The organism is Nocardia sp. NPDC006630, assembly GCF_040611495.1.
Classification (GTDB): domain Bacteria; phylum Actinomycetota; class Actinomycetes; order Mycobacteriales; family Mycobacteriaceae; genus Nocardia.
Genome location: NZ_JBEXOK010000003.1, coordinates 348173 through 374618 on the forward strand (window position 1 = coordinate 348173; position 26446 = coordinate 374618).

23 protein-coding genes are annotated in these 26446 nt (G+C 66.5%); 12 read left to right on the forward strand and 11 right to left on the reverse strand.

Translation table 11 applies throughout. The features are described from left to right. The first annotated feature begins 317 nt into the window (after positions 1 to 317). From ABZX86_RS09735 to ABZX86_RS09745, 3 genes are all read left to right on the forward strand, one after another. Positions 318 to 800, forward strand: coding sequence for an EF-hand domain-containing protein (locus ABZX86_RS09735; RefSeq protein ID WP_355121866.1), 483 nt, complete (start codon positions 318 to 320; stop codon positions 798 to 800). A 17-nt stretch (positions 801 to 817) separates the two neighbouring features. Beyond that, on the forward strand, positions 818 to 1099 hold the full coding sequence (locus ABZX86_RS09740; RefSeq protein WP_355121868.1) for a helix-turn-helix transcriptional regulator: 282 nt from the start codon (positions 818 to 820) through the stop codon (positions 1097 to 1099). Positions 1100 to 1422: 323 nt separating this feature from the next. Beyond that, on the forward strand, positions 1423 to 2037 hold the full coding sequence (locus ABZX86_RS09745) for a hypothetical protein (RefSeq protein ID WP_355121870.1): 615 nt from the start codon (positions 1423 to 1425) through the stop codon (positions 2035 to 2037). Between the two features lie 209 nt (positions 2038 to 2246). Here ABZX86_RS09745 and ABZX86_RS09750 read toward each other — a convergent pair whose 3' ends face one another. The 3 genes from ABZX86_RS09750 to glnA form a co-directional block, all read right to left on the reverse strand. Next, positions 2247 to 2849, reverse strand: coding sequence for a chitinase (locus tag ABZX86_RS09750; RefSeq protein ID WP_355121872.1), 603 nt, complete (start codon positions 2847 to 2849; stop codon positions 2247 to 2249). Positions 2850 to 3183: 334 nt separating this feature from the next. Further along, the gene (locus tag ABZX86_RS09755; RefSeq protein WP_355121874.1) at positions 3184 to 3372 is read right to left on the reverse strand and encodes a hypothetical protein; all 189 of its coding nucleotides are present in this window, start codon (positions 3370 to 3372) and stop codon (positions 3184 to 3186) included. Between the two features lie 233 nt (positions 3373 to 3605). Beyond that, complete coding sequence (gene glnA, locus ABZX86_RS09760; RefSeq protein ID WP_355121876.1) at positions 3606 to 5042, reverse strand: type I glutamate--ammonia ligase; 1437 nt, start codon at positions 5040 to 5042, stop codon at positions 3606 to 3608. Between the two features lie 296 nt (positions 5043 to 5338). Between glnA and ABZX86_RS09765 the strand changes: the two genes are divergently transcribed. The 4 genes from ABZX86_RS09765 to ABZX86_RS09780 all read left to right on the forward strand — a co-directional run bounded on the left by ABZX86_RS09765 (position 5339) and on the right by ABZX86_RS09780 (position 12731). Next, the gene (locus ABZX86_RS09765) at positions 5339 to 7141 is read left to right on the forward strand and encodes an AMP-dependent synthetase/ligase (RefSeq protein ID WP_355121877.1); all 1803 of its coding nucleotides are present in this window, start codon (positions 5339 to 5341) and stop codon (positions 7139 to 7141) included. Between the two features lie 12 nt (positions 7142 to 7153). Continuing rightward, the gene (locus ABZX86_RS09770; protein WP_355121879.1) at positions 7154 to 8410 is read left to right on the forward strand and encodes a helix-turn-helix domain-containing protein; all 1257 of its coding nucleotides are present in this window, start codon (positions 7154 to 7156) and stop codon (positions 8408 to 8410) included. 400 nt (positions 8411 to 8810) lie between these two features. Continuing rightward, positions 8811 to 10796 (forward strand): CocE/NonD family hydrolase, encoded by a 1986-nt coding sequence (locus tag ABZX86_RS09775; RefSeq protein ID WP_355121881.1) that lies wholly within the window; start codon positions 8811 to 8813, stop codon positions 10794 to 10796. A gap of 174 nt (positions 10797 to 10970) precedes the next feature. Beyond that, positions 10971 to 12731, forward strand: coding sequence for an SDR family oxidoreductase (locus tag ABZX86_RS09780; RefSeq protein WP_355121883.1), 1761 nt, complete (start codon positions 10971 to 10973; stop codon positions 12729 to 12731). Here ABZX86_RS09780 and ABZX86_RS09785 read toward each other — a convergent pair. After that, positions 12662 to 13936, reverse strand: coding sequence for a PDR/VanB family oxidoreductase (locus ABZX86_RS09785; RefSeq protein ID WP_355121885.1), 1275 nt, complete (start codon positions 13934 to 13936; stop codon positions 12662 to 12664). The two genes, ABZX86_RS09780 and ABZX86_RS09785, sit on opposite strands and share 70 nt — an antisense overlap. Continuing rightward, positions 13933 to 14811: a metal-dependent hydrolase gene (locus ABZX86_RS09790; protein ID WP_355121887.1), complete on the reverse strand. Its 879-nt coding sequence runs from the start codon at positions 14809 to 14811 to the stop codon at positions 13933 to 13935. The genes ABZX86_RS09785 and ABZX86_RS09790 overlap by 4 nt, the downstream gene beginning before the upstream one ends. Before the next feature lie 273 nt (positions 14812 to 15084). Between ABZX86_RS09790 and ABZX86_RS09795 the strand changes: the two genes are divergently transcribed. Continuing rightward, positions 15085 to 16560, forward strand: coding sequence for an AarF/ABC1/UbiB kinase family protein (locus ABZX86_RS09795; RefSeq protein WP_355121889.1), 1476 nt, complete (start codon positions 15085 to 15087; stop codon positions 16558 to 16560). On the opposite strand, the gene ABZX86_RS09800 is transcribed toward ABZX86_RS09795, so the two are convergent. Continuing rightward, the gene (locus ABZX86_RS09800) at positions 16514 to 18067 is read right to left on the reverse strand and encodes a glycosyltransferase family 39 protein (RefSeq protein WP_355121891.1); all 1554 of its coding nucleotides are present in this window, start codon (positions 18065 to 18067) and stop codon (positions 16514 to 16516) included. The two genes, ABZX86_RS09795 and ABZX86_RS09800, sit on opposite strands and share 47 nt — an antisense overlap. 204 nt (positions 18068 to 18271) lie before the next feature. On the opposite strand from ABZX86_RS09800, the gene ABZX86_RS09805 reads away from it, so the two are divergent. Then, a complete protein-coding gene (locus ABZX86_RS09805) occupies positions 18272 to 18775 on the forward strand; it encodes a nitroreductase/quinone reductase family protein (protein WP_355121893.1) in 504 nt (167 codons plus the stop codon). Positions 18776 to 18784: 9 nt separating this feature from the next. Here ABZX86_RS09805 and ABZX86_RS09810 read toward each other — a convergent pair whose 3' ends face one another. Beyond that, on the reverse strand, positions 18785 to 19165 hold the full coding sequence (locus tag ABZX86_RS09810; RefSeq protein ID WP_355121895.1) for a nitroreductase family deazaflavin-dependent oxidoreductase: 381 nt from the start codon (positions 19163 to 19165) through the stop codon (positions 18785 to 18787). Between the two features lie 179 nt (positions 19166 to 19344). Between ABZX86_RS09810 and ABZX86_RS09815 the strand changes: the two genes are divergently transcribed. Together ABZX86_RS09815 and ABZX86_RS09820 are read left to right on the forward strand one after the other, a co-directional pair. Then, positions 19345 to 19872: an NUDIX domain-containing protein gene (locus ABZX86_RS09815; protein WP_355121897.1), complete on the forward strand. Its 528-nt coding sequence runs from the start codon at positions 19345 to 19347 to the stop codon at positions 19870 to 19872. A 180-nt stretch (positions 19873 to 20052) separates the two neighbouring features. Then, entirely contained in the window at positions 20053 to 20751 is a 699-nt protein-coding gene (locus ABZX86_RS09820; protein WP_355121899.1) for a hypothetical protein, read from the forward strand. Positions 20752 to 20805: 54 nt separating this feature from the next. Here the strand turns inward: ABZX86_RS09820 and ABZX86_RS09825 are convergent, their stop codons facing one another. Together ABZX86_RS09825 and ABZX86_RS09830 are read right to left on the reverse strand one after the other, a co-directional pair. Further along, the gene (locus ABZX86_RS09825) at positions 20806 to 22200 is read right to left on the reverse strand and encodes a dienelactone hydrolase family protein (protein ID WP_355121901.1); all 1395 of its coding nucleotides are present in this window, start codon (positions 22198 to 22200) and stop codon (positions 20806 to 20808) included. A gap of 413 nt (positions 22201 to 22613) precedes the next feature. Next, positions 22614 to 23294, reverse strand: coding sequence for a TIGR00266 family protein (locus ABZX86_RS09830; RefSeq protein WP_355121903.1), 681 nt, complete (start codon positions 23292 to 23294; stop codon positions 22614 to 22616). Positions 23295 to 23454: 160 nt separating this feature from the next. On the opposite strand from ABZX86_RS09830, the gene ABZX86_RS09835 reads away from it, so the two are divergent. After that, complete coding sequence (locus ABZX86_RS09835) at positions 23455 to 24189, forward strand: peptidylprolyl isomerase (RefSeq protein WP_355121905.1); 735 nt, start codon at positions 23455 to 23457, stop codon at positions 24187 to 24189. Positions 24190 to 24193: 4 nt separating this feature from the next. Here ABZX86_RS09835 and ABZX86_RS09840 read toward each other — a convergent pair whose 3' ends face one another. Next, on the reverse strand, positions 24194 to 25717 hold the full coding sequence (locus ABZX86_RS09840) for a glycosyltransferase family 39 protein (protein WP_355121907.1): 1524 nt from the start codon (positions 25715 to 25717) through the stop codon (positions 24194 to 24196). After that, a complete protein-coding gene (locus ABZX86_RS09845; protein ID WP_355121909.1) occupies positions 25717 to 26346 on the reverse strand; it encodes a TetR family transcriptional regulator in 630 nt (209 codons plus the stop codon). The genes ABZX86_RS09840 and ABZX86_RS09845 overlap by 1 nt, the downstream gene beginning before the upstream one ends. Between the last annotated feature and the right edge of the window lie 100 nt (positions 26347 to 26446).

The window sequence follows — 26446 nt, forward strand, 5'->3', positions numbered from 1 at the left end:
ACTACCGAGATCACCTTCGGCAACTGGTCGAATGGCTGTGGACCGCATGGGGGTGGCTGGAGAATCGGCCTGAGCGGTCAAAGATCGCACTGGGGCGGCAAATTTTGCCGGTGAGGCGGGGTTTGTGACCGCTCAGGCCGATCGAGAGCTCTGACCGTGGAAGGTCAACTGGCGGTGTTCAACCGGGGCCGGCCGAACGCACCACACTGCCGAATGCAGCGCGCGAAGAGCGGGAGCCCGTACTACCCCGCCCACGCCAGATCGGATAGTGCGATACTCGGCAACTGTAGCTGTTCCATTGCGGGAGAGGATTTTTCATGCCCATCGACGATGATGATTCGTCAACAGCCTTCGACCTGTTCGACACAGACGGGGACGGTCGTATCTCGGCCACCGATCTGGTGAACGCGATACAGGGCCTCGGCCTGGCGCTCTCCGCTGATGATGCCGCAGCGTTCGTAGCAGCCGCGGATACCGATGGTGACGGATTGATCTCCCAGGATGAATTCGACCTTGCTCGCGCCGACGGGCTGGAGTCCGATGACGAACGTGCCGATGCCACGTTCGATGTGTTCGACACCAACGGCGACCAGCTTATCTCGCTCGAAGAGCTCGAGGACGTGGCAGTGTGGTTGACCCTGTACGACCGCGACCAGGCAGAGTTGTTGCTGAACGCGGATACCGACGGGGACCAGCAACTGACCAAGGCTGAGTTCCGGGCACTGTATGCCCGGCTACGCTCGGCTACCGGAACCGCAGCACCTGCTGACGGTGCCGACGATCTCTCCACCGTTCTGTAGTAGTCGAGGAGCGTCAAATGACCACGCCCGCAAACAATCCGGCTGTTCGCACCATCAACGCCGTCGTCCGCAGCGCGGACAGCCTTGACCGTAGCGCTGCTGAACTCTCACCCCGCGAGAGGCAAACACTCCGGTGCCTGCTCGACGGGATGACGGTGGCGGAGATCGCCAAAACGGTCGGTGCTAGTCAGAGAACAGTAACCACCCAAAAGCACGCTGCGTACCGGAAACTCGGCATTTCCTCCGATTCGGAGCTGAACAAGATGCGCACACGACTCAACCTCGCACCCGGCCAGTAGTTACCCGGCCGCCGCGGCCCGCAGAGCCCCGGCGGGCGAGCAGCTCAACCCTCCAGCGACACGCACTACATTGTCGCGACCCGCGCGTAGGTCGGTCGTCCAAACATGCTGGTTGACAACGCCTCCCAACGCACGCACATGCCGATGAGCTAGTGATCAAGGAGTGGTGCTGTGGCAGTTCCGATCCGGAACAATCCAGGGCCGGTTGCTGTGCGGACGAACACCGATAGGCTCGGTTCATGCAGGCAAGGGGACGTATTCACCGTTCGGTTTCGACCTGGCAGCAACCGGTTCCCCCGCCTGCGTCGCCTGAGCGTGCTGCCGTGGTTGATCATGTCGCCGAACGCATTTTTGCATTGGGGGACCATCGGCTGGCCGTCGGTATCGATGGATTGACCGCCTCTGGTAAGACGAGCTTCGGCCACGAACTCGCCGAACGAATCGCCCGAGCCGGACGGCCTGTGCTGCGGGCAAGTCTCGACGATTTCAAGAATCCCTGGCGCGACCGGCATCTCTACGATCGCGAGTCCGGAGAGGGCTACTACCGCAACGCTTTCGACTATCCGCGTCTTCGGACACTACTGCTCCAGGCGTTCGGCCCCAGCGGTTCTGGTGAGTGCTCGCTGTGCGCGATCGACCCACTGACCCAAATCGATCATTCCGCGGTGCGAACCACGGCTGCGGAGGACGCGGTGCTGATCGTGGACGGCGTGTTCGCATTCCGGCCGGAGATCAACCAGTACTGGGACTTCCGCATCTGGCTCGAGGTATCCCCCGAGGTCTCGGTGTGCCGTGGCACCGTGCGGGACAACGACGAGGCGATACACCGCGACCGCTACCTACCGGCTGAACGGATCTACCTGGCCGAGGTGCAACCTGTGCGGTTGACGGACGTCGTCATCGACAACTCGACCTTCGCAAACCCCCTGCTCATGTAAAGGTCGTTCACCGACTGACTGACCCATCGCCCAGCCGCCGAACATCCTCAATTGCCCCTACCCGCACCTTCCCAAGGCGTGCTAGGACCCGACGAAAGCTCAACGGCCCGAGCTGAACTCGGGCCGTTCAGCGCCCGCTCATGTCGATTCGGGCCGCGCTGATTTCACGAGCCGAGCGCTTCGGCTCGCGAAATCGGAGTACCTGTGACTCAGCAGCCGTCCGGCCCGAGGGCCTTTACTCCAAGTGCCGCGGCCACCTTGGTGTAGATCTCGTATCGTTGCCGGGGCGCCTCGGAGCCGCTGCCGCATTCGAGAGCGCCGTTGATCGCCTTCGTGGTGAAGCCGAATCCCTTCCCGTAGCCAGGTGAGCTGGCAACTCTGGTCTTCCAGTACCAGAACGACACCGCCCACGCGGTTTCCTCATCACTGGCGACCCACTCGGGGTTCTCGTACAAGCGGGTGTCGCCGTAGATGCCGTGCGAGGCCGCCCGATAATTGTCGGGCCAGGTGAGCTGGATGTATCCGCGCCCGTGGTACGACCTGCCTGGAGCGCCGTCACCGTACTCGCCCGCCACCGAACCTGGGTCGTTCACCGCGGCAAGCTCTTCCTTGTACTGAAGCCCGCCCGACTCGTAGATGACTTGAGCCAGGAATTGTGCCAGGTCCGCCCTGGTCGAGATGCCCCCGATAGCAGTTGCCGCGCGCATGCCCTCGTATTGGGCGGTCGTTGGTTTGTTGGCCCATCCGGTGCTCGTCACGGCGGCTACGAACTCTGCCTCGGTGATCAGTCGGCTGGAATCCTGTGCTGTCATGGGATCAATCATGGCCTGTGTCAGGTGATCCCGGATCAGAGAGTTCACCGCCGACAGCGACCGACACGCAACCAGAAGGGGTCCTGACCGAGCATTCGCTCGGCTGGATGTTCTGACCTCGGCCCGTTCAGCCGGAAGACCTAATATCTGGCACCGTCCGCTCCTGCCGCATCTCGCGCGGTTCGGAGCGGTCACGGCGGTGAGGAACTCGCGGCAATCCAATACGCGATGCCGTCAGTCAAGCCTCAATCTCAGGAAAGCTGTTCGGCGCTGACCCGTGCCGGCGCTCTCGGCGCGGGCCGAACGGGGCGGTCGAATAGCGCTGATCCCACGGTTAGCTATCGGTTCGGCGGACCGGGTGGATGTGCAATTGCCCAGCGCCGAGGTGGGCAACGTCGTCGTCCTCGAGATAGAGGACTCGTGAACCTGGTGTGGGTGCGGTTTCGGCAATGTCGGCAGCGACCGGTTGAGTGCTGTCGTCTACCGAGTCGCCGCTATCCGCTGCAATTTCGTTGTCTGCCATGGCACTGCTCCTTGTCCACTTGCTCCAGTAGTACCGACCTATACCCGCAAACTCTACGGCAGCTCCACCAGCTACAGGTAGAGACCCGACCACGAATAGGGCACATCCATCGAGAGGCGCTGTAGTGCCGAATTGTGCGCACACACGTAGCCCGAGCAGTGATTCACACACCTTCGTACAGCCCCTTGCCTTAGCGGATGGGAATGCGCGAAACTGCTTACAGCTCAGAAGATTCAGACGTCGAAGTAGAGGTCGAATTCGTAGGGGGTGGGGCGGAGGTTGATTTCGGCTATTTCGGTGTCTCGTTTGATGCGGATCCAGGTTTCGATCAGGTCTTCGGTGAAGACGCCGCCTTGGGTGAGGTAGTCGTGGTCGGCTTCCAGGCGGTTGATGACGGCGTCGAGGCTGGCGGGGGTTTGGGTTACTTCGGCGGATTCTTCGGGGGTCAGTTCGTAGAGGTCTTTGTCTATGGGGAGGGCGGGTTCGAGTTTGTTCAGGATGCCGTCGAGGCCGGCCATCATCATGGCGGCGAAGGAGAGGTAGGGGTTGCCGGAGGAGTCGGGGCAGCGGAATTCGAGGCGTTTGGCGCGGGCGCTGGTGCCGGTGACGGGGATTCGGACGGCGGCGGAGCGGTTGCGCTGGCTGTAGACGAGATTCACGGGGGCTTCGTAGCCGGGGACCAGGCGTTTGTAGGAGTTCACGGTGGGGTTGGTCCAGGCCAGGAGGGAAGGGGCGTGGTGGAGGAGGCCGCCGATGTAGTGGCGGGCCAGGTCGGATAGGCCCGCGTAACCGGCCTCGTCGTAGAAGAGGGGCTTGTCGTCTCGCCAAAGGGATTGGTGGACATGCATTCCCGAGCCGTTGTCACCGAAGAGCGGTTTAGGCATGAAGGTGACGGTTTTGCCTTCCTCCCACGCCGTGTTCTTGATGATGTATTTGTAGAGCTGTAGATCGTCGGCGGCGGCGAGCAGGGTGTTGAACCGGTAGTTGATCTCGGCCTGCCCGGCGGTGCCCACCTCGTGGTGACCCTTCTCCAGCTCGAAACCGCAGCGCTGCAGGTTGGTACACATGCGGTCGCGCAGATCGACGTCGGCGTCGTAGGGCGCGACGGGGAAGTAACCGCCTTTGGGCCGCACCTTGTAACCACGGTTGAGACTGCCGTCGGGATTGCGTTTCGCGCCGGTGTTCCAGTCCGCCGAGGCCGAATCCACCTTGTAGAAGGACCCGTTCATGGTGGTGTCGTAGCGGACTGAATCGAAGATGTAGAACTCCGCTTCCGGTCCGAAGTACGCCGTGTCGGCAATGCCTGTGCTGCGCAGGTAATCCTCGGCCTTGCGCGCCACATTGCGCGGATCGCGACTGTACGCCGCGCGCGTATGCGGATCATGCACGAAACAACTGATATTGAGCGTCTTGGCGGCCCGGAACGAATCCAGTTGCGCGGTACGCAGATCCAGCAGCAACAGCATGTCGGATTCGTGGATGGCCTGGAAGCCGCGCACCGACGAGCCGTCGAAGGCGATGCCCTCATCGACCAGTTCGGCGTCGAACATGGCGGCGGGAATGGAGAAGTGCTGCTGGGTTCCGGGGACATCGCAGAAGCGGACGTCGACGTACTCGACGCCTTCGGTTTCGATGTAGTCCTGTACTCCGGTGACGGTGGGGGTGATCACGGCGGGCTCCTCGACAGCCGCACCACTACCCGATCGGACGGCCCGGTCGGGGGTCCGGCGGTCCTGTTGGTGATTCGACGATACGTCCGATATCCACCCGGTGAACCAGGAATCGGCGTGCGCACCGAGAGCAACATCTACGCTCCGCGACGTCGGCGACCACGTTTGTCACATTGCACAAACCGATCACCTCAGGTCTTCCGTATTGCCACTAGTCCGCACCGCTCTTTGTGCGGTGTGCTGTATGACGACCCGGGAGCAAGCGCTCTCGATGACGTGTGAGCCAGAGGTAGGTCGTGAGTTCAACATCGGTGGCGGCAGCGGGCCCGCACACGCTGTGCGAGGCGTTCCAGTCGAATGTGACCGCATATCCGGAGGCGATCGCACTGCGCACGCTCGGCGGGGCGGTCGCGATCACCTGGCGGGAGTACGGGCAGCGGGTGCGCGCCATTGCCGCGGGGCTGGCGGCGCGGGGCATCGGGCGCGGGGACACGGTGGCGCTCATGATGACCAACCGCCCCGAGTTCCATCTGTGCGATACCGCGATCCTGCATACGGGCGCCACGCCGTTCTCGGTGTACAACACCAATCCGGTGGATCTGCTGGTCTACCAGTTCGGCAATGCCGGCAATAAGGCCGTCATCTGTGAGCGGCAGTTCGCGCCGCAGGTGCTGGCGGCGGTGGAAAAGGCCGCGGCACAGGGCATTACGGTCGAACACGTGATCTGCGTGGACGACGCACCGGAGGGGACGATCTCGCTCGCCGATATCGAGGCGAGTCCGGCCGCCGATTTCGACTTCGACAGCACCTGGCGCGCAGTCGATCCCGAGGATCTGTTGACCATCGTCTACACCTCCGGCACCACCGGCCCGCCCAAGGGCGTGGAGCTGACCCACACCAATTTCATCGAAAACGCGCGCGTGGTCGAGGAATTCGGCGGCGGCGGCCGCGAGGACAAGGTGGTCTCGTACCTGCCCGACGCGCACGCCGCCAACCGCTGGTTCGCGCACTACCTGTCGCTGCTCAGCGGTGCGGAGATCACCACCTGCCCGGATCTCAAGCAGGTCGCCGAGGCGCTGATCGAGGTGCACCCGAGCGTATTCCTGGGTGTGCCCCGGGTGTGGGTGAAAGTCAAAGCGGCACTGGAGGAACGCTTCGCCGCCGAACCGAGCCCGGTGCGGCGCACGCTGGTGGACTGGGCCGTGCGCACCGGCCGGGCGCGTGCCCGCGCGGTCTCCGACGGCCGCAGCCAGAACATCTTCGAGACGGTGCAGTACCGGCTGGCCGATCGCCTGGTGCTCGCCACCGTCCGGGAACGCCTGGGCCTGGACAAGGTTCGGGTCGCCGTCACCGGTTCGGCCCCGATCCCCCGCGATACCCACGAATTCTTCCTCGGCCTCGGCCTGCCGCTGTGCGAGGGCTACGGCATGACCGAATGCACCGCGGGCGCCACGGTCAGCCGCCCCGAGCGCATCAAGATCGGCACCGTCGGCACCGCCCTGCCCGGTGCGGAGGTGACGATCGGCGAGGACGGTGAGGTGCTGGTGCGCGGCCGAATGGTCATGCGCGGCTACCGTAATGACCCCGGCAAGACCGCCGAGACCGTGGACGGCGACGGCTGGCTGCACACCGGCGATATCGGCGAGATCGACGCCGAGGGTTTCCTGAAGATCGTCGATCGCAAGAAGGAAATCATCATCAATGCGGCCGGCAAGAATATGTCGCCGACCAATATCGAGAACACGGTCACCGAGAACACCCCGCTCGCGGGCGCCGTCGCGGTGATCGGCGAGGCGCGCTCCTACAACGCCGCGCTCATCTGCCTGGACCCCGATCTGGCCGCCGCATTCGCCGAACGGCATCAGCTATCGGATCGGAGCATCGCCGCGCTGGCGGCCGACCCGGTGGTCCTGCAAGCCCTGCAGGAGGGCGTGGATGCCGCGAATTCCAAACTCTCCCGGGTGGAACAGATCAAGCGGTTCGCGGTGCTGCCGGATGTGTGGGCTCCCGGCAGTGAATGCCTGACCGCCACCGGAAAACTGAGGCGCAAACCGATAGCTACCGCATACGCGTCTACTATCGAGTCGCTGTACATGTAGCTAGGGGAGTTCATGCTGGTGCGTAACCGGGACCGGGCGCTGGAACAACTGTATCGGCGCGCGGTCGCGGCACGGGACGAGCTCCCGACCGCGGTGCCGCCGTACCGAACCCTGCCCCAATCACTGGTGGTCAGCGGTCTCGAGCGCGGCACCAAACTCAATGTCGATCTGTTCTTCGACTTCCTGCGCACCGGCGTCAACCCCAGCGAGGACGACACCCGCGAGGTGGTCGATATCGCCCTGGGCCGGGTCCGCGACGGCGAACCGCTGGAGGAGGTGCTCGGCCGCTACCGCCTCGGGGCCGAGTACATCTGGTCCCGCATTCGCGCGGCCGCAGCCGAGAGTGAGCGCGAACTGCTCACCGATGCCGCGCTCCCCCTGCTCAGCTACATCACCCTGCTGACCGCACGAATCGCCACCGCCTGTGTGCAGCGCGCGCACGATCCGCGCTGGGAACTGCTGGAACGCCGCCGGGCCATTGCCGATGCGCTGATCACCGGACGCGACCCCATCGAATGGGCCGATGAACCGGCCATCGCGGTGCCGGACGCGTTCGTCATCGCGGTCTTCCGCCTCGGCACCGGGGCGGGCGGCACGCGGCACGGCGCGGACACCAGTGAACTGCGGCATCGCATCGAGGCGATTCCCGGTGTGTTCCTGCGCCTGGACAGCGGCGGCTGGACGGCCCTGCTCCCCCGGCACCCCGGTGACGACGGCACCGCCACGCTCGCGGCCCTGACCACCCGTCTCCTGCCCGCCCACCCGATCGGCCAGGCCGACAGCCTGCCCGGCCACTTCGCCCGCCAGCCGGAATCCCCGGCGCCGCGCACTCCGCCGCCCGCACCCTTCTGGGTGGGCGTCACGGTCGCATCCTCGCGCGCCGAGATTCCCGAACTCTTCGCGGAGGCCCGCATGCTCGCCGAGCTCGGCCGCTGCCTGGATCGCTCCCAGATGGTCTGCCGCCGAACAGATCTCATGTTCGAGTACACCGTCGCGGCCGGTGGCAGCGCACGCACCGGATTGGCCGCGGTCCTGGCCCCCCTCGACTCCCAGCCACTGCTGGCGGAAACTCTGGAGGTCTTCGTCGACACCGGCTTCAACCAGCTGGCCACCGCCCGCCTCCTGAACATCCACCGCAATACGGTCACCTACCGCCTGGCCCGCATCCACGAGCTCACCGGCCTGGACCCCCTCCGCCCCACCGACGCCATGACCCTGTCCGCGGCCCGCATAGCCCGCCGCCTCGAATCCGCTTCTTTCGCACCGTAATCCCCGCGCCTCGCGCACGAATTCGCACCACGCGCACGGAATCCCATGCCCTTTCGTACGCGGCATGACAGTTCGTGCGCGGCGGCTCAACTCACGCGCGGCATACCCGCCTACGCGCGGTGTACGAAATCGGGCCAGGCGTGCTGACTCGGCCTGAATGCTGTTGTCGCTCTTCTGTGCGGATGCACAAGTGGGTGTCCGACAGTCTTGGGGATTGCCGGTAGCGGGGGCTACCGACTGTGCGGTGTGCTGAATGCCGACGACGAGGTCGCGCGGCGGGATCGCCCGCAGGGGTGGCCTTCCGACCATACGCAGGGGTAGATCGTTGAGAAGCAAGTCCCGGCCGGCTGTGCGCTGCCGCCTCGTCCCGCTCGCTGTCGCAGGGCTGTCCGCATTCGCGATGACCGTGTCCAGCACCATGTTCGCGGGAGCCGTGCCCACCTCCGGGCCGGTGCCGAGCGCACCCGCGAACTTCGGACTGCCCGCGGACTATCAGCCCACCCCGGCGCCCTACGGCGTGGGTTATGAACTCGGACATGTGGTTCCGCTGTCGGACGGCACCCAGTTGCAGGCCGAGGTGCGGTATCCGACCGATCCGGCGACGGGGCAGCGGGCGGCCGGCGACTTCCCGGTGGTCGTCAACTTCACCACGTACGGCGCGGTCACCAGCGCGCTCACGGCCGCGATCACCAGCGTGATCGACGAGCTGCACATTCCGCTGCCCGATCAGCTCCGCGATGTGCGCCGGGTGATCAATCAGGCCACCAGCGCGCAGGACATGCTGGTGCGGCACGGCTATATCGAGGTGATCGCGGATGTGCGCGGCACCGGCGGTTCCACCGGCGCGTGGAATCCGGCCTCCCGCGAGGACGGCACCGACGGCGTGCAATTGGTGGATTGGGCCTCGAAGCTGCCCGGCTCCAACGGCAAGGTCGGCATGTTCGGGTACTCCTTCCCCGCCCTGAACGCGCTGCGCACCGCCGAAGCCATCGGACCCGGCTCGCCACTGAAAGCCATTGTGCCCATGGCGATGCCGAACAATATCTTCAACGAGGTGCTCGGCCACGACGGCCTGATGAGCCCCATCCTGCTGACCGCGATCTCGCTCATGGTGCCGTTCCTGAGCCTCATCGGCCCGTTCATGACCGCGGTGGTGTCACCGCAGACGTTCATGAAATCCCTGGTGGACCATCTGCAGGCACTGGTCTCCTCGGACTCCACCATCAAACTCTTGCTGGAGGCGTACGCGGGCGGCCCGCTGGCCTACGACACCTCGTGGTGGCAGGAGCGGCGCTTCGAAACCGACCTGCACAATCTCGTCGACAACGGCATCGCCATGTATCAGGTCGGCGGCCTCTGGGACCTGTACCAGGAGGGCCCGTTCCGCAATTACTCGCAGCTGCAGAACCTTTCGGCCGGGCGCGATCAGTTCGCGCCGATGGCGAGCGATCAGCAGGCCGACGGGCGCTACCAATTGCTCATGGGCCCTTGGTATCACGTGGGCCTGGGCGTCGGTCCCGGCTCGCGCCTGGACACCGATACGATCACCCTGGCGTGGTTCGACCGCTGGCTCAAGGACATTCCCAACGGCGTCGACCACACCGACAAGCCACTGCACGTCATCGATCCGGGCAACAATGCCGCCGATACCGCGCACTACCCGTTCGATCAGACCACGGTGACGCAGCGCTATTTCAACGGTGACCGCCTGACCGAGCAGCCGCCGACCGTCGCCGACGCCTCCGACCGGCTCGATTTCACCGGTATCGACAATCTGTGCAACCGGCAGAGTCTGGGCCAGTACACCGCAGGACTGCTCGACTTCGTCTTCCGCCTGTTCACCGCCTACAACCCCTGCACCGAGCAGGTGCTGGAGCCGACCGCGGGCCTGAAGTACACGATGGATCCGGTGACCGAGCCGACCGTGCTGGCCGGGCCCGCCAGTGTGTCGCTGTATGCCTCCTCCACCGGTACCGATGCGGCCTTCCAGGTCTGGCTCGACGATGTGGCCCCGGACGGTTCGGCCGTGAACATCACCGGCGGCTCCCAATTGGCGAGCCAGCGAACCCTGAACAACGACAAGACCTGGCGCACACCGGACGGTACGGTCTACGCTCCCGAACACGCACTGACACTGGAGAACCAGCAGTTGCTGACACCGGGCGAGGTGGTGAAGATGGATATCAAGCTGCGTCCCACCTTCTACCGCATCGAGCCCGGTCACGCACTGCGCCTGCGGATCTCAACGGGCACCTTCCCGTCCACCATGCCGATCCCCACGGATCTGCCGCGCCTGCTGGGCACGTCGCAGCAGCTGCAGCGTAATGCCGCGTGGCCGTCGAGTCTGGTGCTGCCGCTCGCACCCGCGGGCGACTTCACGCACTGAGCGCGCCCACAGAGCCCGGGGGGAACCGGGGAAGGGTGGTATGGCCGGTCGCCGCCGCCATACCACCCTTCGACGCATTCACCCCCGATGCCGCATTCACCCGATCCATTGACACCCGTCTCCGCGCCCATCAAGCTGGACTCGATTCACCTGTCTGAGACAGAGGAGGCAGCAGTGGCGCTGCAGACACGCACGGTGACCAATGGCGATATCGAGATCGCGGTCTACGAACAGGGCGTCCCCGAGGGACCGACCATCGTGCTGGTACACGGCTGGCCGGATTCCCATCGCCTGTGGGACAACGTCCTGCCCCATCTGATCGATCGGTTCCGGGTCGTCACCTACGATGCCCGCGGGCACGGGCGGACCACCGATCCGAAGGACCACCGCGCCTTCCGGATTCCCGAACTGGCGACCGATTTCTTCGCCGTCGCCGCTGCGGTGAGCCCGCACGAGCCCGTCCATGTGCTGGCGCACGATTGGGGTTCGGTCACGGTGTGGGATGCGGTGTGCGAACCGGATGCCGAACAGCGCATCGCCTCCTTCACCTCGGTCTCCGGCCCCAATCTCGACCATGCCGGTCGCTGGGCCCGCCGCCGTCTGGCCCGGCCCACGCCGGGCAATCTGATCGCGCCGCTGGCCCAATTGGCCTCGCTCGCCTATCAATTCGCCTTCATGGCACCGGTGACTCCGCCGCTGGTGCGCCGGGGCCTGCGCGGCCAGGTGTTCCGCCTCGGGCTGCGCCTGGCTCAGGGCACACCGTTCGAGCAGGTCACGCTGGGCGACACCTTCACCGAGGACGCCGCCAACGGCCTGCAGATCTATCGCGCGAATCTGGTGGTGGCCAAGCTCTTCTCCGCCCGCGACCGGCGCACCAAGGTGCCGGTGCAGCTGATCGTCGCCCAGTACGACCCGGCCGTGCGTCCCGCGGTTTTCGACGATGAGTCCGAATGGACAGATCAGCTGTGGCGGCGGGATCTCAAAGCCGGTCACTGGGTGCCCTATTCGCATCCGCAGGTACTGGCCCGCGCCACCGTGCAGCTCATCGACGCCGTCTCCGGGCAGGAACCCGCCCGTGAACTGCGCCGGGCCGAGGTGGGACGCACCCGCCGCCCCTTCGACGATCACCTGGTGGTGATCACCGGCGCGGGTTCGGGCATCGGCCGTGAGACGGCCCTGGCCTTCGCGCGCCTCGGCGCCGAGGTGGTCATCTCCGATATCAATGGGGATGCGGCCAAGGCCACCGCGGCCATGATCGCCGAATTCGACGGCAGCGCCTACCCCTACACCCTCGACGTCTCCGACGAATCCGCGGTCCAGGCGCACGCCGACGAGGTCGCCGCCGTACACGGTGTCCCCGATGTGCTGGTCAACAATGCCGGAATCGGCCAGGCCGCACCGTTTCTGCGCACGCCCAGTGAAAGTTTCCGACGCGTCCTGGACATCAATCTCTTCGGCGTGATCCACGGTTCCCGCGCCTTCGGCCGGCTCATGGCCGAGCGCGGGCTGGGCGGGCATATCGTGAATGTGTCCAGCATGGCCGCGTATACGCCGCAGCAGGGCTTCAGCGCCTACTCCACGAGCAAGTCCGCCGTGTTCACCTTCTCGGATTGCCTGCGTGCCGAACTGGCGCAGGACAATATCGGCGTCAGCACCATCTGCCCCGGCATCGTGCACACCAATATCGTTCGCACCACGGAGTTCTCGGGTGTCACCGACGAACAGCAGGAACTGCGCCAGCGGGCCTTCGACACCCTCTACCGCCTGCGCAGCTACCCGCCGTCGAAGGTGGCGACGGCGATAGTCCGTGCGGTGCAGCGCAATCGCGCCGTGGTCCCGGTCACCCCGGAGGCCTGGGCCGCCTACTACGGCACCCGCCTCACCCCGCCGAGCCTCATGCGCTTCGGCGCCGCCCGCGCCAGCCTGGCCCGGTAGCGCAGCAACATCGACCGGTGCGGCAGCGGAGTCCGATCCGCCGCTGCCGCACCGGTATTCATATCCAGCACCAGCCGCGCGCCGGGCTCCGCACGCGAGACGCAGATCAGCATGTCCCCCTGCGACCGCTGGGCGTCATTGAGTACGGTGTCGCGGTGTTCGACGGCGCCGGAGAGCACCCGCACTTTGCAGGTCGTGCAGAAACCCTGCCTGCAGGAGTACGGGACGGAGGGATCGGCCTCGGCCACCACCGCGAGCACACTGCGATCGGCGGGGACGTCGAGAGTTCTTCCGCCCCGGCCCAGTTGGACAGTGAACGGCTGCCCGTCCCGGATCGGCGGCGGGGCGAAGCGCTCGCAGTGCAGCTCCACGCCCGGCGCCCGGGCGACTCGTGCGGCCACCACGTCCAGCAGGGGCGGCGGCCCGCAGACGTAGACAGCGAGGTTCGAATCCAGGTGCGGCACCAGGTCTTCGCCGGTGGGCAGGCCGGATTCGTCATCGGTGCGAATGCGCACCCGATCGCCGTAGCCGGCGATCTCGCCGAGGAAGGGCAGCGAACCGCGATGGCGGCCGGTGTAGATCAGCGACCAGTCGATGCCCGCGCGGTCCGCCGCGCGCATCATGCCGAGGATCTGGGTGATGCCGATTCCGCCCGCTACGAAGCGAATCCGGCGGGCGACCCCGGTGCGGTGGCCGCTCAGGGCGAGCGGGAAGGCATTGCGCGGACCGTGGACCGTTACCCGCGCACCCACCTGCACGCTCTCGTGCAGTTCGCGCGATCCACCGCCATCGGCTATGCGGCGCACCGCGATTCGATAGTGGAACGGATCGTCCGGATCACCGCACAGCGAGTACTGCCGCATCCGCCCGGACGGCAGCACCACATCCAGATGGGCGCCGGGCCGCCACGCGCGCAGCACCGCACCACGCGGATGCGCGAAGACGAAACTGACCACATCGTCGTCGGCCGCGACCACCTCTCGATCGACCAGCACCAGTTCCCGGGTGTGCGTGATCGGCGGCCGCACCCGGCCGTCGGGTGAGCACCAGGCCAGCACCCGCGCACCGGGCGCGATCAGCTTGTCGGCCACGATGAGCAGCGGATCGCGGCGCAGTGGCGGGGCCCAGAACGCGGGTGGCACACCGCGCCTGCGCATTTCGGCAATGCGGCCCTCGACTGTCTGCAGCTCGGGCGCGCGGGTCATGACGCGTGCGCCAGCTTGGCGGCCGGAGACTTGGCCAGATAGGCGACCGCCTGACCGGTATCGCCGGTGTCCTCGGGGTCGTAATCCGAGCGCACGAAGGAAGCGAAGCCACTGCCGATCAAACGCCAGGGCGGCAGCACCCCACGCCGTATGCCACTGCCGATCTCGCGGAATACCTTGACCGGACCCATCTTCGGCAGGGTCGGATCCTTGCGGGTGAGCCACCACGCGACAGCGATCAATCCCGCCGGCAGGCCCACACTGCTGCCCAGATACAGGGTCACCAGCCGCGGCCGCCGCGCCCCGAAGTAGCGCGCCACATTCCAGGCGACACTGCGGTGTTCCACCTCTTCGGCGCCGTGCCAGCGGAACAGATCGGTCAATGCGGGATCGGCGTCCAGGGCCTCGAAATCCTGATTGAGAATCCAATCCCCGCCCAGTGCCGTGAAGTGTTCGAGCCCGGCGATCAGGGCCAGCATCTGCACGACGACCCGGTGCCGCAGCTGCTCCGGCAGCGTGTCCAGCCGCGCGATGGCGCGGTCGAACAGGTACTCGGCCTCGGTCATAATGGGTTCGGGATCGATCCCGTGCCGCTGCAGGAACTCCCAGATCGCCTGATTGTGCGATTCGGCGTGCACGGCCTCCTGCCCCATGAAGCCGATCATCTGCTCGCGCAGTTCGGCATCGGCCACGTACGGCAGAGCGCGCCGGAACATTTCGACGAAACCGCGCTCACCGATCGGCAGAATCAGATTGAGACCCGAGATGGCATGGGAGGCAATGGGTTCGCCGGGAATCCAGTGCAGCGGCGACGCACTGAAATCGAAATGCACCTCGCGCGGCCGCAGTGCGACCCTGCCCACCTGCTCGTTCATGATCGCTCCTCCGTCCGGCCGCGGGACAGCCTCATTGCCGTCCGGGCCACCGCGACGCTTCGTCTGCCCCCAGTCTCGGACAGTTGGGGAGCATTGTCCACGATTCGGGAATATTTGTCTGAGACAGTCAGATCAGATGATCTTGGGCACGACCGTGCTTCCGACCCGGCTGTCCGTCCTATCCGAATAGGAGCAAAATCAGCGGCCGCTTTCGGCTTCCGATCATGATCGGCCGCATGACACACTGAGACACCCGATCTTGGGAGGTCCCCTATGCCCGAACCGCGCCCGGGCGGCTTCCGGCGACTGCGCCGCCGCGCCGAATCCGACACCGTCGGACAGCCGCCGACCCGTGCGACCGTGCGCAATGCCAAGATCGTCGCCCTGCCTGTCGCCTATGCGGCACGGCGCGCGGGCGGTCTCGGCCGCCGGGCCATGGGACGGCCGGCCCGCGAGGTGGAGCTCGATATCCAGGCGCGCACCGCACAGCACATGTTCGAGGTGCTCGGTGAACTCAAGGGTTGCGCGGCAAAGCTCGGCCAGGTGCTCGCACTCTACGAATTGGCCCTGCCCGCCGAGCTGGGGGCACCCTATCGGGAGGCATTGAGCCAGCTGCAGGATTCCACCCCGGCCATGCTCCCGGGCGCGGTGTACGAGGCGATGGCCGCGAGTATGGGCGCGAATTGGCGGGACCGATTCACCTCCTTCGAACCGCGTTCCTGTGCCGCCGCCTCGGTCGGCCAGGTACATCGCGCGGTCTGGAGCGACGGCCGCCCCGTCGCGGTCAAGATCATGTACCCGGGCGCCCGTGAATCGGTGCAGTCCGACCTCGCGCAGATCCGCCGGCTCGCGCCCCTGGCAACGGTTTTCATGCCGGTGGCCGATACCCGCGCCCTGGCGGACGCCTTCACCGAATGCATCACCGAGGAACTCGACTATGCCAAAGAGGCTGCCGCACAGCAGGTTTTCGCCGAGGCCTACGCCGACGATCCGGACTTCGCCGTCCCCCAGGTGGTGCATCAGCAGGGTGATGTGCTGATCAGCGAATGGCTCGACGGTATTCCGCTGCCGCGCATTATCGCCTCCGGAGACCAGTCCGAGAAGGATCGGGTCGGCCTGCTGCTCCTGCGGTTCGTGGTCTCGAGCTTCGCGCGCACCGGACTGCTCTACAGCGATCCGCACCCCGGCAATTTCCGGGTACTGCGCGACGGCCGACTGGGCATCGTCGATTACGGCGCCTGCCCGCCGTTCCCGTCCGCCTTTCCCACGGTTGTCGGCGAGATCGCCGACGCGGCGCTCAACGGGTCCAGCACCATGCTGGAGGCCGTACTGCGCGAGCACGGATTCATCTGCGCCGACGGCGATTTCGATATCGACGGGCTGGTCGCCATGATGGCCCCCATCCGCGAGATCACCCTGCAACACACCTCGCACCTGACCACCGCATGGTTGCGCAAGCAGGTACTTCGCGCGACCGAGCCACGGCTGTCCAACGTCAGCAGGCAACTCACCTCACCACCGGAGTACACCCCGATCGGGCGCACCATACTGGCCGGGGCCGGGGTGCTGTGCCAGCTGGGCATCGAGGGGCCGTTGCGCGATGAACTGCACGCGTATCTACCGGAGTGGCGGGCGGCGGTCGAGCGCTTCCACCTGGGTGAGGGTCCCGCGGACGGGACCCTCGCACGCGCGGGGATCCTCGTCACAGATGCATCCATTTCGGCCACAGCTGGGACCACGATTTCTTGATCCCGGTGCACTTCCAGATGGTCACATTCTGCGTATTGCCCGGGAATCCGATGCGGGTGTTCACCTTTCCCACCGGATCGACGTGCTCGAACTGGCCGCGCAGCACCGCCTCGTAGCTGCCCACGGCCAGCACCGCGGTGGCGTCGTCCGGCGGTGCGCCGAAGTAGCCGAATCCCCGGCTCGGGCTGTAGACATCCGGTAGCTGCTTGCGGCCGAACTCGTCCAATGCCGCTGCCTGCCAATAGGTATCGGTAATGATGACGGCGTTCGACTGCTCCTGCCGGCTGAGCCCGTCGAAGGCGCGATCCACCTCCTCGGTGAGTTCGCGCCAGCCGAAGGACCCGTAGACGCCGATATTGACGGCGGCCTCGGCATCGTCGACCGGCGGGCGCACCGAATCGGCCGAACGCCAGGGCGTGGAATACAGCACGAAAGCCGCAGCGCAGACAGCCAATATCGCGACGAGGGCAATGAGGAACCGCCGCCCGCCGCTGCCCATCCGCTCGGCGGTCGTCACCACACCGACCGCACCGGCGGCGATCAGCACGGCGTACATCCCGGCGGCGTAGTAGATCCGCCCGCCGGTGATCAGGAACGCCAGGAACAGCAGAATCAGCGTGATGCCGAGAAAGCGGTAGGGCCGCAAGGACTCCCACGCCAGCAAGACCCACAGCCCGTAGAGCAGCAGTAGCGCGCCCAGGAATCCGGCGAGGCTCACCGACATCGGCACGAACTGCAGGCGCCCGCCGAGAATGCCCTGTTCCGCGCCGATCACCCGGCCCATCTCGAGCTGCGGCCAGTCGTGGCGGGACTGCCACAGCAACTCCGGCACCGTCACGAGCACCACGATCACACCGCCGAGCCACAGCAGCGGTCGCCGCACCAGATCGCGCGGCCCGAACACCAGACTGCTCGCGGCCGCGGCCAGCCAGAAGAAGGGGATGAGCCACTTGACCTGCATATCGATCGCCGTCACCAGGGCCGCGGCCAGGAGCAGCCGGTCCTCGCGGGTGCGTACCCAGCGCACCACCAGCCAGGTGATGATCACCCACAGCGCGGTGTCGACGGCATTGGTCGTCAGCATGGCGCCCTGCAGCAGCAGGAACGGTGACGTCGCGTATCCGACGGCCGCCAGCGACTGCGCCCACGGCCCGCCGCCGAATTCCCGGGCGAGCATGGCGCACAGGATGATCGCGGTCACCGTGAGCGCGACCGCGGGCAGCCGCAGCACGAAAAACGATTCCGGGGCGAGGATATCCATGAACCGCGCCACCATCGGCAGCACCGGACCCTGATCGGCGTATCCGAACGAGGGCCGCCGACCGGCCGCCAGGAAGTACAGCTCGTCACCGAAGTAGCCGTACCGTGTAGCCGAGAGCAGCAACACCACAGCGGCCGGAACGGCCACCGCGGCGACCGCCGGCCACGACAGGGCCGGGCGCTCATGAAATGCCGATTTCCGGCTGGTCGGATTCGGTTGCGCGGGACTGTCCACCACATCGGTCATCGGCATACTCCTGCATGGCGGGTACTGCTCGAAGTGACAAAAGCGGTCATTGGCGAATGTACAGCGTCCTCCGGAGCCCTCCCGCACACGAAACACCCTGCGACCCGTCCGGCGACGCGCGCGCCCGCTCGGGCGACCTCCGGAGTTCTATACTCGAATCTGCATGCGCCTGTCGCGCAACGCATTTCCGTCGAGGAGACCGGCATGCCCGAACCCACCCCCGAAACCAATCCGTACGGCACGCCCACCACCACCGGCCCGGAACCGATCCGGTCCTATCAGGGCGTGCTCAATACCGTCATCCGCACGCTGCTGAACGTCCCCGTCATCGGCAGCCAGCTGGGTAAGCGGCTGGTCACCCTGCACGTGACCGGCCGCAAGTCCGGCAAGGTCTACGACGTCCCCGTCGCGTACACGCGGCACGAGGGCGATCTGCTCATCGGCACCTCCAAGCGCCCGTGGGTACGCAATATCCGCAAAGGCGTGCCGATCGAGGTCTCCCTGGGCGGCCCGCAGCGCAGCGCCGACGCCGAGGTGTTCGAGGACAGTGAATCGGTCATGCGGCTCTACGACCTCATTGCCCGCGACAATAAGCAGAACGCCAAATTCAATGGCATCGGCTTCGATCCGGACGGCAGTCCGCACCAGGCCGATATCTACCAGACCTGGCAGCAGGGCGGCGTGGTCATTCGGGTCACCCTGCGCTGAACCGCCGGGCTACTTCGCGATGTGCGCCTGGACGTAATCCTCCGCCGACAATCCCACCAGAACCTGCCGAACCACGGGCGGCGCCCAAGCCGCCGACGCATCGTGCCCCACGACCGGATCGCTCAGCGGCACGATGCGTCCCCGCGTCTCGAGCTCGAACTTGCCCGCCGCGCGAATGTTCTTCAGCCAGTCCACATCCCGGCCGTAGGTGAGCGCGATGCGGTAGCCGTCGCCGCGCCGGAACACCGTCACCGGCGACCGGTAGACGCGGCCGGACTTACGCCCGACGTGGATCACGATCCCGAATCCGGGTGCGATGCGCGCCATGATGCCGAGTACGGGATTGGTGATCCGCCGATTGATTCTCGCGAGCGCCCGTGGCAGCGGCATATCTCGTCCTCTCCGACAGTGAGATCCTCGCCGTTGCTCAGCAGCGCAGCAGAGATCAAAACGGTTGCGTCCCAGAGATTACGCCGCCGCCGCACGGTCCGGGCGGCATCGCCGCTCCCCGCCCTGGTTAGGGTGCACCTGAGACCGCCGGCACCGCGGCGGCACAGGAGGGAGCGCTCATGTCGGAGCTGATCGCGGTCTACGACGCCGCCGGTCACGAGGTCGGCGTCGAGGAGCGGGCCGTGGTGTACGCCCGGGGACTCTGGCATGCCAGCGCGGGCGTCCTGGTGCGTTCACTCGACGGTGAACGCATCTACGTGCACAAACGCACCGATACCAAGGCCGTCTTCGCAGGCATGCACGACTGCCTCGCCGGCGGCGTCCTCGACCCCGGCGAGGACCCGGCCGCCGCCGCGATCCGCGAGCTGGGCGAAGAACTGGGAATCGAGCTGGGCCCCAACGACGATCGCCCCCGCCCCCTGGTCACCGCCGCCTGGGACGGCGAATGGGCAGGCCGCCCCATGCGCTGCCACCTCTTCGCCTACGAGGTGCGCTCCGACGGCCCCATCCGGCATCAGCCCGAGGAGATCGCCGACGGCTGGTGGTGGACCGACGCCGAACTTCGCACCCACCTGGCCGACCCCTCCTGGCCCTTCGTCCCCGACACCCGCCGAATGATCCCCGATCTGCTGCGCCCGCTGCCGTGAGACCAGTCACAGTAGCTGCTTGTTAGCTTGGCGTAAGGAACGTGCTTATGTAGCGTCCTGCCTGTTCAGCTCCGGTCTGCCGGCCGAAGCCGCGTCGTGAATGCCCCGGCGCAGTGCGGTCCGCGCGACAAATACACGCCGGTCCGCATCCGACATCGAGAACAGGATGAGGGATCGATCGTGAAGACATCTGCACAACTGTGGCTGAGCCGTGGAATCATCACGGGCACAGTGCCACTGGCCGTCGCGGTCGCCTGCGCCAGCGTGGTCTCGGCCGCCCCGGCCGCGGCCGAAGACATCCAGGACCTGGCACTGCCCGCCGTGGTGCTGCCCGGCATCGGCCTGCCCGGTGCCGATCTCTCGAGCTTCACGGTGCCTGTCGGGGATCTGTCGAAGCTGCGGGTGCCCGCCGCTGAGGTAGCCGGTGTGCCACTGCCGGACATCAAACTGCCCGCTGTAGCGCTGCCGGGTGATGCACAGTTGCCCGCGCCCGCCGATCTGAGCGTCCCAACACCCGCGGATCTGGCTGTGCCGCAACTGTCCCCGCAGGACCAGCAGCGGCTGAGCAATGCCGGCATCGGCGCTGCGATCGGCGGGGCGGCGGGAACGCTCGTGGGGCTCCCCGTGGCGCTGGTCATTCTCTCCGGCGGTGTGGCCGTCGGGGCCGCCGCCGGCGCCGCGATCGGCACCGCGGTCGGTCTCGGCGCAGGTATCCCGACCGGGCCGGGCATGGTCGGAACCGCGTTGACCGGTTTTGTCATCGGTGGTGCCGTCGGGTCGGCCGTAGGCGGCGCGGCCGGTGTGGCGACGGAACTCGCCATGGGCGCCGTAGGTGCCGGCATCGGCGCTGCGATCGGTGCTTCGATCCCGGTCTCCTGAGACCGCGGCAACCGTGCCACCTCGAAACCCGAGACGGATCCGGACACGACGCCGCTAGGGCACCGGCCCGCCGTGGATATTCGGGTGGTGCGCCGCGGCGGCCGGCACATCGGCGGGCGATCCGCCGAGAGGGCCCTGTAGGAATGCGGCCATGATGTCGTCGGCGGCGCGCTGGGTGTCGACTGGTCCGCGGGAACCTCCGATGAACTGGGCGACGGCGTAGCGTGCGGGTGCGGCGAGGAACAGCGGCGCATCGGTGAAGCTGAAGTGATTCGCCTCGGCGATCTCGTAGCGGAAGCCACCGGCCCGCAGGTGCTGAACGAGGCTGCGACTGCGCTCGAGATACTGCGCGGAATGGCCGGTCTCCGAATGATCGCTCTCCAGCAGCAGGAACGGCCGCTGCAGCGCGCGGTCGGGGAGATCGCCGTAGAGCGTGCCGTCGATATTCACCGCCGCCATGATCCGTGGATCCAGCGCCGCGGCCGCGACAGCGGTCGCGCCACCGAACGAATGTCCCACCGCCGCAATGTGATCGGTGTCCAGGCGGCCCGCGAGCAAGCCGACCGCATCGGAGCGGTCGAGCTGATCGACGACAAACCGCAGATCCGCCGCGCGCACTGAAAGCTGCTCGGCCATATAGCGATCGCCGTCCGCGGCATTGTCCGGGAAATGCCCGGCCGGCGTCGCGATCGTGCCGTCGGCGAGTTCGGTGACCGCCGACTCGTAGGGATGGTCGACCGCGAGCACCACGAATCCCCTACTGGCCAAATCGGTGACGAGCCCGGTGTAGAACGCCCGCGGGGCGCCGTAGCCGGGCGAGAACAGCACGACAGGCCATCGCATGCGATCCGCGCTGATCGGCACATCGGCGAACGCGTGGGTGTTGATGGACCCGTAATTGCTCATGAGGAAGCTCGGCACCTGCGACACACTGCCGGGCAGTCTGCCGAGCCCGTCGATATAGACCCAGCGCCGCCCCGATTCGAAGTCCGTCGGATACCACGCCTGCACAACAACATTGCGGTGATCAGCGGCGTCCTCCGTGGCCGGCTCCGGTCGTTGCTGATCAACCCAGCGAAAGATCTCCGAACCCACCCGGTAGCGCCCGGTCGGCTCGGGCAGGCGCGGCACGGGCTGAAAACCCCAGGGCAGGATGGCGATCAGGGCGAGCAGTCCGACCGTGCCGCGACCGGCGCGCGCCAGCATCCGCCGGCGTCCGCTGGCGGTGGCGGGGGTTCGGCTCAGCGTCAGCCACGCCGTCGCGCCGATGACAAGGTAGATCGGCACCATCTGCCAGTAGAAGCTCTCCAGCACCCATTGGACCAGACATCCGATGACCAACAGCGGCAACATAATCGGCGTGAAGCGCGCGGCCCGGCCCGGCGCCACGGCCGCTACCATGGCGAAGAGTATGGCGGCGCCGGGGACAACCGCATCGATGATCGACATTGGGTCGAGCATTGCGCATCGGGCACCGTCACCACGTCGGCGGAAAGTAGCGTTTCAGGTCATCCCCCAGGATGATCCCGAAACGCCTACCTCCGAAAACGAGAACAGCCCATCCGATGTCCCGCGCGACTCGGATGGGCTGTTTACGTTTTGCGGCTCAGGCGCCGGTGCTACCGGTGAACAGACCCTGCAGGGTCTTGATCAGAACCGAAGCCAGGAAATCCGAGGCGGATCCGGACACGCGCTACTCCTCATCTATCAATGACAGTCGAACATCCGAAGCATGCACGTTCCAGATTCATCGGCGGAGGATTTCCACAAGAAAATCTCAGAATCTGACACTTGATTTTTGGTAGAACGTGTTCTAGCTGCGGTTATGTCAATGCAGCACAAGTGTGTTATGCATCACAATTCTAGCCGGATGAGGCGGACGACCCCGCCCACGCCGCGAAGGCGCCCGGATTGCGCGTCTGCAGCAGCACTCGCCCCGGCCCGATGAAGTCGAAGACGAAGCCCTCGCCGGACTTCAGCGACTGCAGCGATCGCCCCGACACCGCCCGGCGAATGGAGAAGTTCATGGCCAGGTCGTAGGCGACCACATGCCCGGTATCGATGGTCACCGGCTCCCCCGGCGCCAGATCGATGACATCGATGGCCCCGAACACACCGAGCACCACCTCGCCGTCGCCATGGGCCCGCAGGCCGAAACCGCCCTCGCCGCCGAACAGATTCGCCAGCCCGCCCCATTTCGCCTCCACGGTGACCGCGGCCGAATTGGCGATCCAGCCGCCGCGGCTGATGAAGAACGGCCGATCCTGCGTAATGGCCAGCGACAGCATGTCGCCGGGCAGTGCGGGCGCGACATCCACCCAGCCGCCTTCGGCCGGTGCGGTGAAGGTGGAGACGAACAACGATTCGCCCGCCAGCACCGACCGCTTCAGCCCGGCGATGAGGCCGCCTTCGACCTTGGCGGCCAAGGAAACTCCCGCCGAATGCGCGACCATCGCACCGCTCTCGACCCGCATGGGTTCGCCCCCGGCCAGAAAGCAGCGGGCAATGGTCGACGACGGATTGTGCCGCAGCTGAACCTTCATGTCACGGGACGTTAGCAGCGAAAACCTCGCGTGCGGGCACGATCCCGGCGCGTCTCTCACCACAGGTCGAGCCATCCCGCCCCACGCACGCTCCCGAGGTGGAATGATGCCGACCGCACCGTCCACCGCGCCATCCCTGAGCTGAAGGAGATCCACACCGGTGAACATCGAACCGCACGCGCATACCCTCGACGGCGACCCCGCCCGGCAGCCCCGCCGAATTCGCCTGGGGCGCAAAGCGCTACGGCGGATCGGACTCCTCGGTGCGGCCATCGCGATCACCGTACTGGTGAGCGGGCGCGCGCAGGCCATGCCGAATCAGCTGCGCGACACCGCGCCGGGGTGCTCACCCGCCGCGGCCGGGCAGCCCAATGGCATGCAGTGGCAGGCCGAGCCGGGCATGACCATCGATCCGAATTCGGCCTATACCGCGACGCTGCAGAGCAATTGCGGCACCATCGCCCTGAGCCTGGACGCGGCCCGGGCGCCGCAGACGGTGAACTCCTTCGTCTTCCTGGCCGGGCAGCAGTATTTCGATCACACCAAATGCCACCGCCTGACCACGCAGGGCATTTTCGTCCTGCAGTGCGGTGATCCGACGGCCAGCGGCACCGGCGGCCCGGGCTACCACTTCACCGATGAGAACCTCGCGGGCGCAACCTATCCCGCGGGCACCGTGGCCATGGCGAACTCCGGGCCCAACACCAATGGGAGCCAGTTCTTCCTCGTGTACAAGGATTCGCAGCTGCCGCCCAACTACACCCCGTTCGGCCATGTCACCGCCGGTCTGGATGTGCTGCAGAACATTGCCGCCGCCGGTGTGGAAGGTGGATCCGGCGACGGCTCGCCCGCAGCGGAGGTCACCCTCGACTCCGTCTCGACCACGCAGGGCTGATCCCTCAGCCCAGACGCCGCATGTTCGGCCACTCGTGCGACCACGGTTCGCGCGGGTGGTCACAGCGCCAGATCGTGATATCGCGGGTGACGCCCGGAATGCCCAGGCGCGCATCGGCCCGGCCGATCGCCGTCACATCCGCACACCACTTGCGAGGCTCGACGCCGTCACCGCCGACCCACAGCACCGTGGTCGCGGAATCCGGCGGGGTGCCGAAGTAGCCGAAGCCGCGGCTGGGGCTGTACACCGCGGGCAGGCCGTACTTCTGGCGATCGATATCCAATGAGCTTGCCTGCCAGTAGGAATCGCCGATCACCACGGCACTCGCCCGTTGGGCCGGCGGCAATGCCGTATAGGCCGCGGCGGTCGCCTCGCCCAGTTCACGCCAGCCGAAGCGCCCGTAGACGGTGAGCTGAGCAGCCGCATCGGACTCGTTCGCGGCCGGCTCGATCTGCGACTCCGGCTTCCACGGCAGCGAGACCGCCACGGTCAGCACCGAGGCGACAACCAGCCCTCCGGCCAGCCAGCGCCGCCAACCGGCCATTCGCCGCGCGGCGAAGACGGCACCGGCGGCCATGATCGCGCCGTAGCAGCCCGCGCCGTAATACGGTCGGCCATCGGTGATTACGAAGATCACCGTCACCAGAATCGGGACCACACCCAGGAAGCGGTACGGCCGCAATTCCGCCGCGCGCAGCAATGCCCAGATTCCCGCCAGCAGCAGCGGCACGCCCACCACACCCGCAATAGCCAGTGCCAGCGGCACATACAGCGCGCGCCCGCCGCTGGAATCCTGTTCGGCGGCCACCTGCGCGCCCATATGCAGCTGCGGCCAGCCGTGCCGGTCCTGCCAGAGCAGACTGGGCAGCGTGCACAGGTATACGCCGATGACACCGACCCACAGCGCCGGACGCCGCAGCAGCTCGCGCGGGCCGAAGCACAGCACGCCCACGCCGACCGCGATCCAGAAGAACGGGATCAGCCACTTCACCTGCATATCCAGCGCTGTCGCCGCGGCCGCCGCCAGCAGCAGACCATCGTGACGGGTCCGTACCCAGCGAATGAGCAACCAGCTGATCAACACCCACAGGGCGGTATCGATCGTATTGGTGGCCAGCTGACCGCCCTGTACAAGCAGGAAGGGCGAGGTGGCGTAGGCCACCGCGGTCAGCGCCTGCGCCCCGCGGGAGCCGCCGAATTCGCGGGCGATCTGCGCGCTCAGCACGATCGCGGCAACGGTGGCCAGCAGCGCCGGAATGCGCAGCGCCACCAGCGATCCCGGTGCGATGAGGTCCATCGTCCGGGCCAACGCGGGCAGCAGCGGCCCCTGGTCGGCATAGCTCACGGCGAGCCGCCGACCGGCCGACAGGAAATACAGTTCATCACCGAAGTAGCCGTACCGGCCGAGCGTCACGAGCAGCGCCAGCCCGCCGGCGGCGGCGACCGACAGCACCGGGACCGTCGCGAACGGCGGTAGACCCGCGTGCGACTCCGATTCTGCCGCTTCGGTTTCCAATGTTCTGGTCACTACTCCCCCTGCGTGATCGTTGCCAGGTCGAACAACCGGCACAGATGCGCCGCGTACTTGCGCACGTCGAAATCGGACTCCTGAATGGCGCGCCCGGCGGTGCCGTCGATGGCATCGCGGATGGACTTGGCCATCAGCATCGGGTCGAACGCACCGAAAACGCTCTCGCGCTGCCCTTCTCGCAGCAGGTCGACGAGCGGCCGCAGGATCTCCTCCGCTCCCTCGGCGTAGGTGAATTTCAACTGCCCCTCCGCATCGCGCAGGTTCAGCACCACATCGGTCATGGCGGCCACATACCGCTTATTGGCGTCGATGAAGTCCAGATTCGAAGCGATGTAGGCGCGCAACCGATTTCGCGGCCCTTCTGCGGCCGCGATGACCGGTGTCATGAACTCCGCGCCCGAGACGTACAGCTGGATGACCAGCTGCGTCATCAGATCGTCTTTACCGTCGAAGTGGTAGGAGATGACCCCCTTGGAGATGCCCGCATGCTCGGCGATCTTCGCCAGCGACGCATTGCCGTACCCGATCTCGGAGATCAGGTCCACCGCCGCGGCGATGATCTGCCGCCGGCGAGCCTCCTCGATGAAGGACCTTTGCTGACCGACCGTCTCATTTTCTGACCGCACGGCCAAATTTTAGAACATACGGGCAGACAAGCGCCAGCCCCGGAAACAGTGGCGCCCGCTACTCCGCACGAGGGTGCGAGGTAGCGGGCGCAGACGCGAA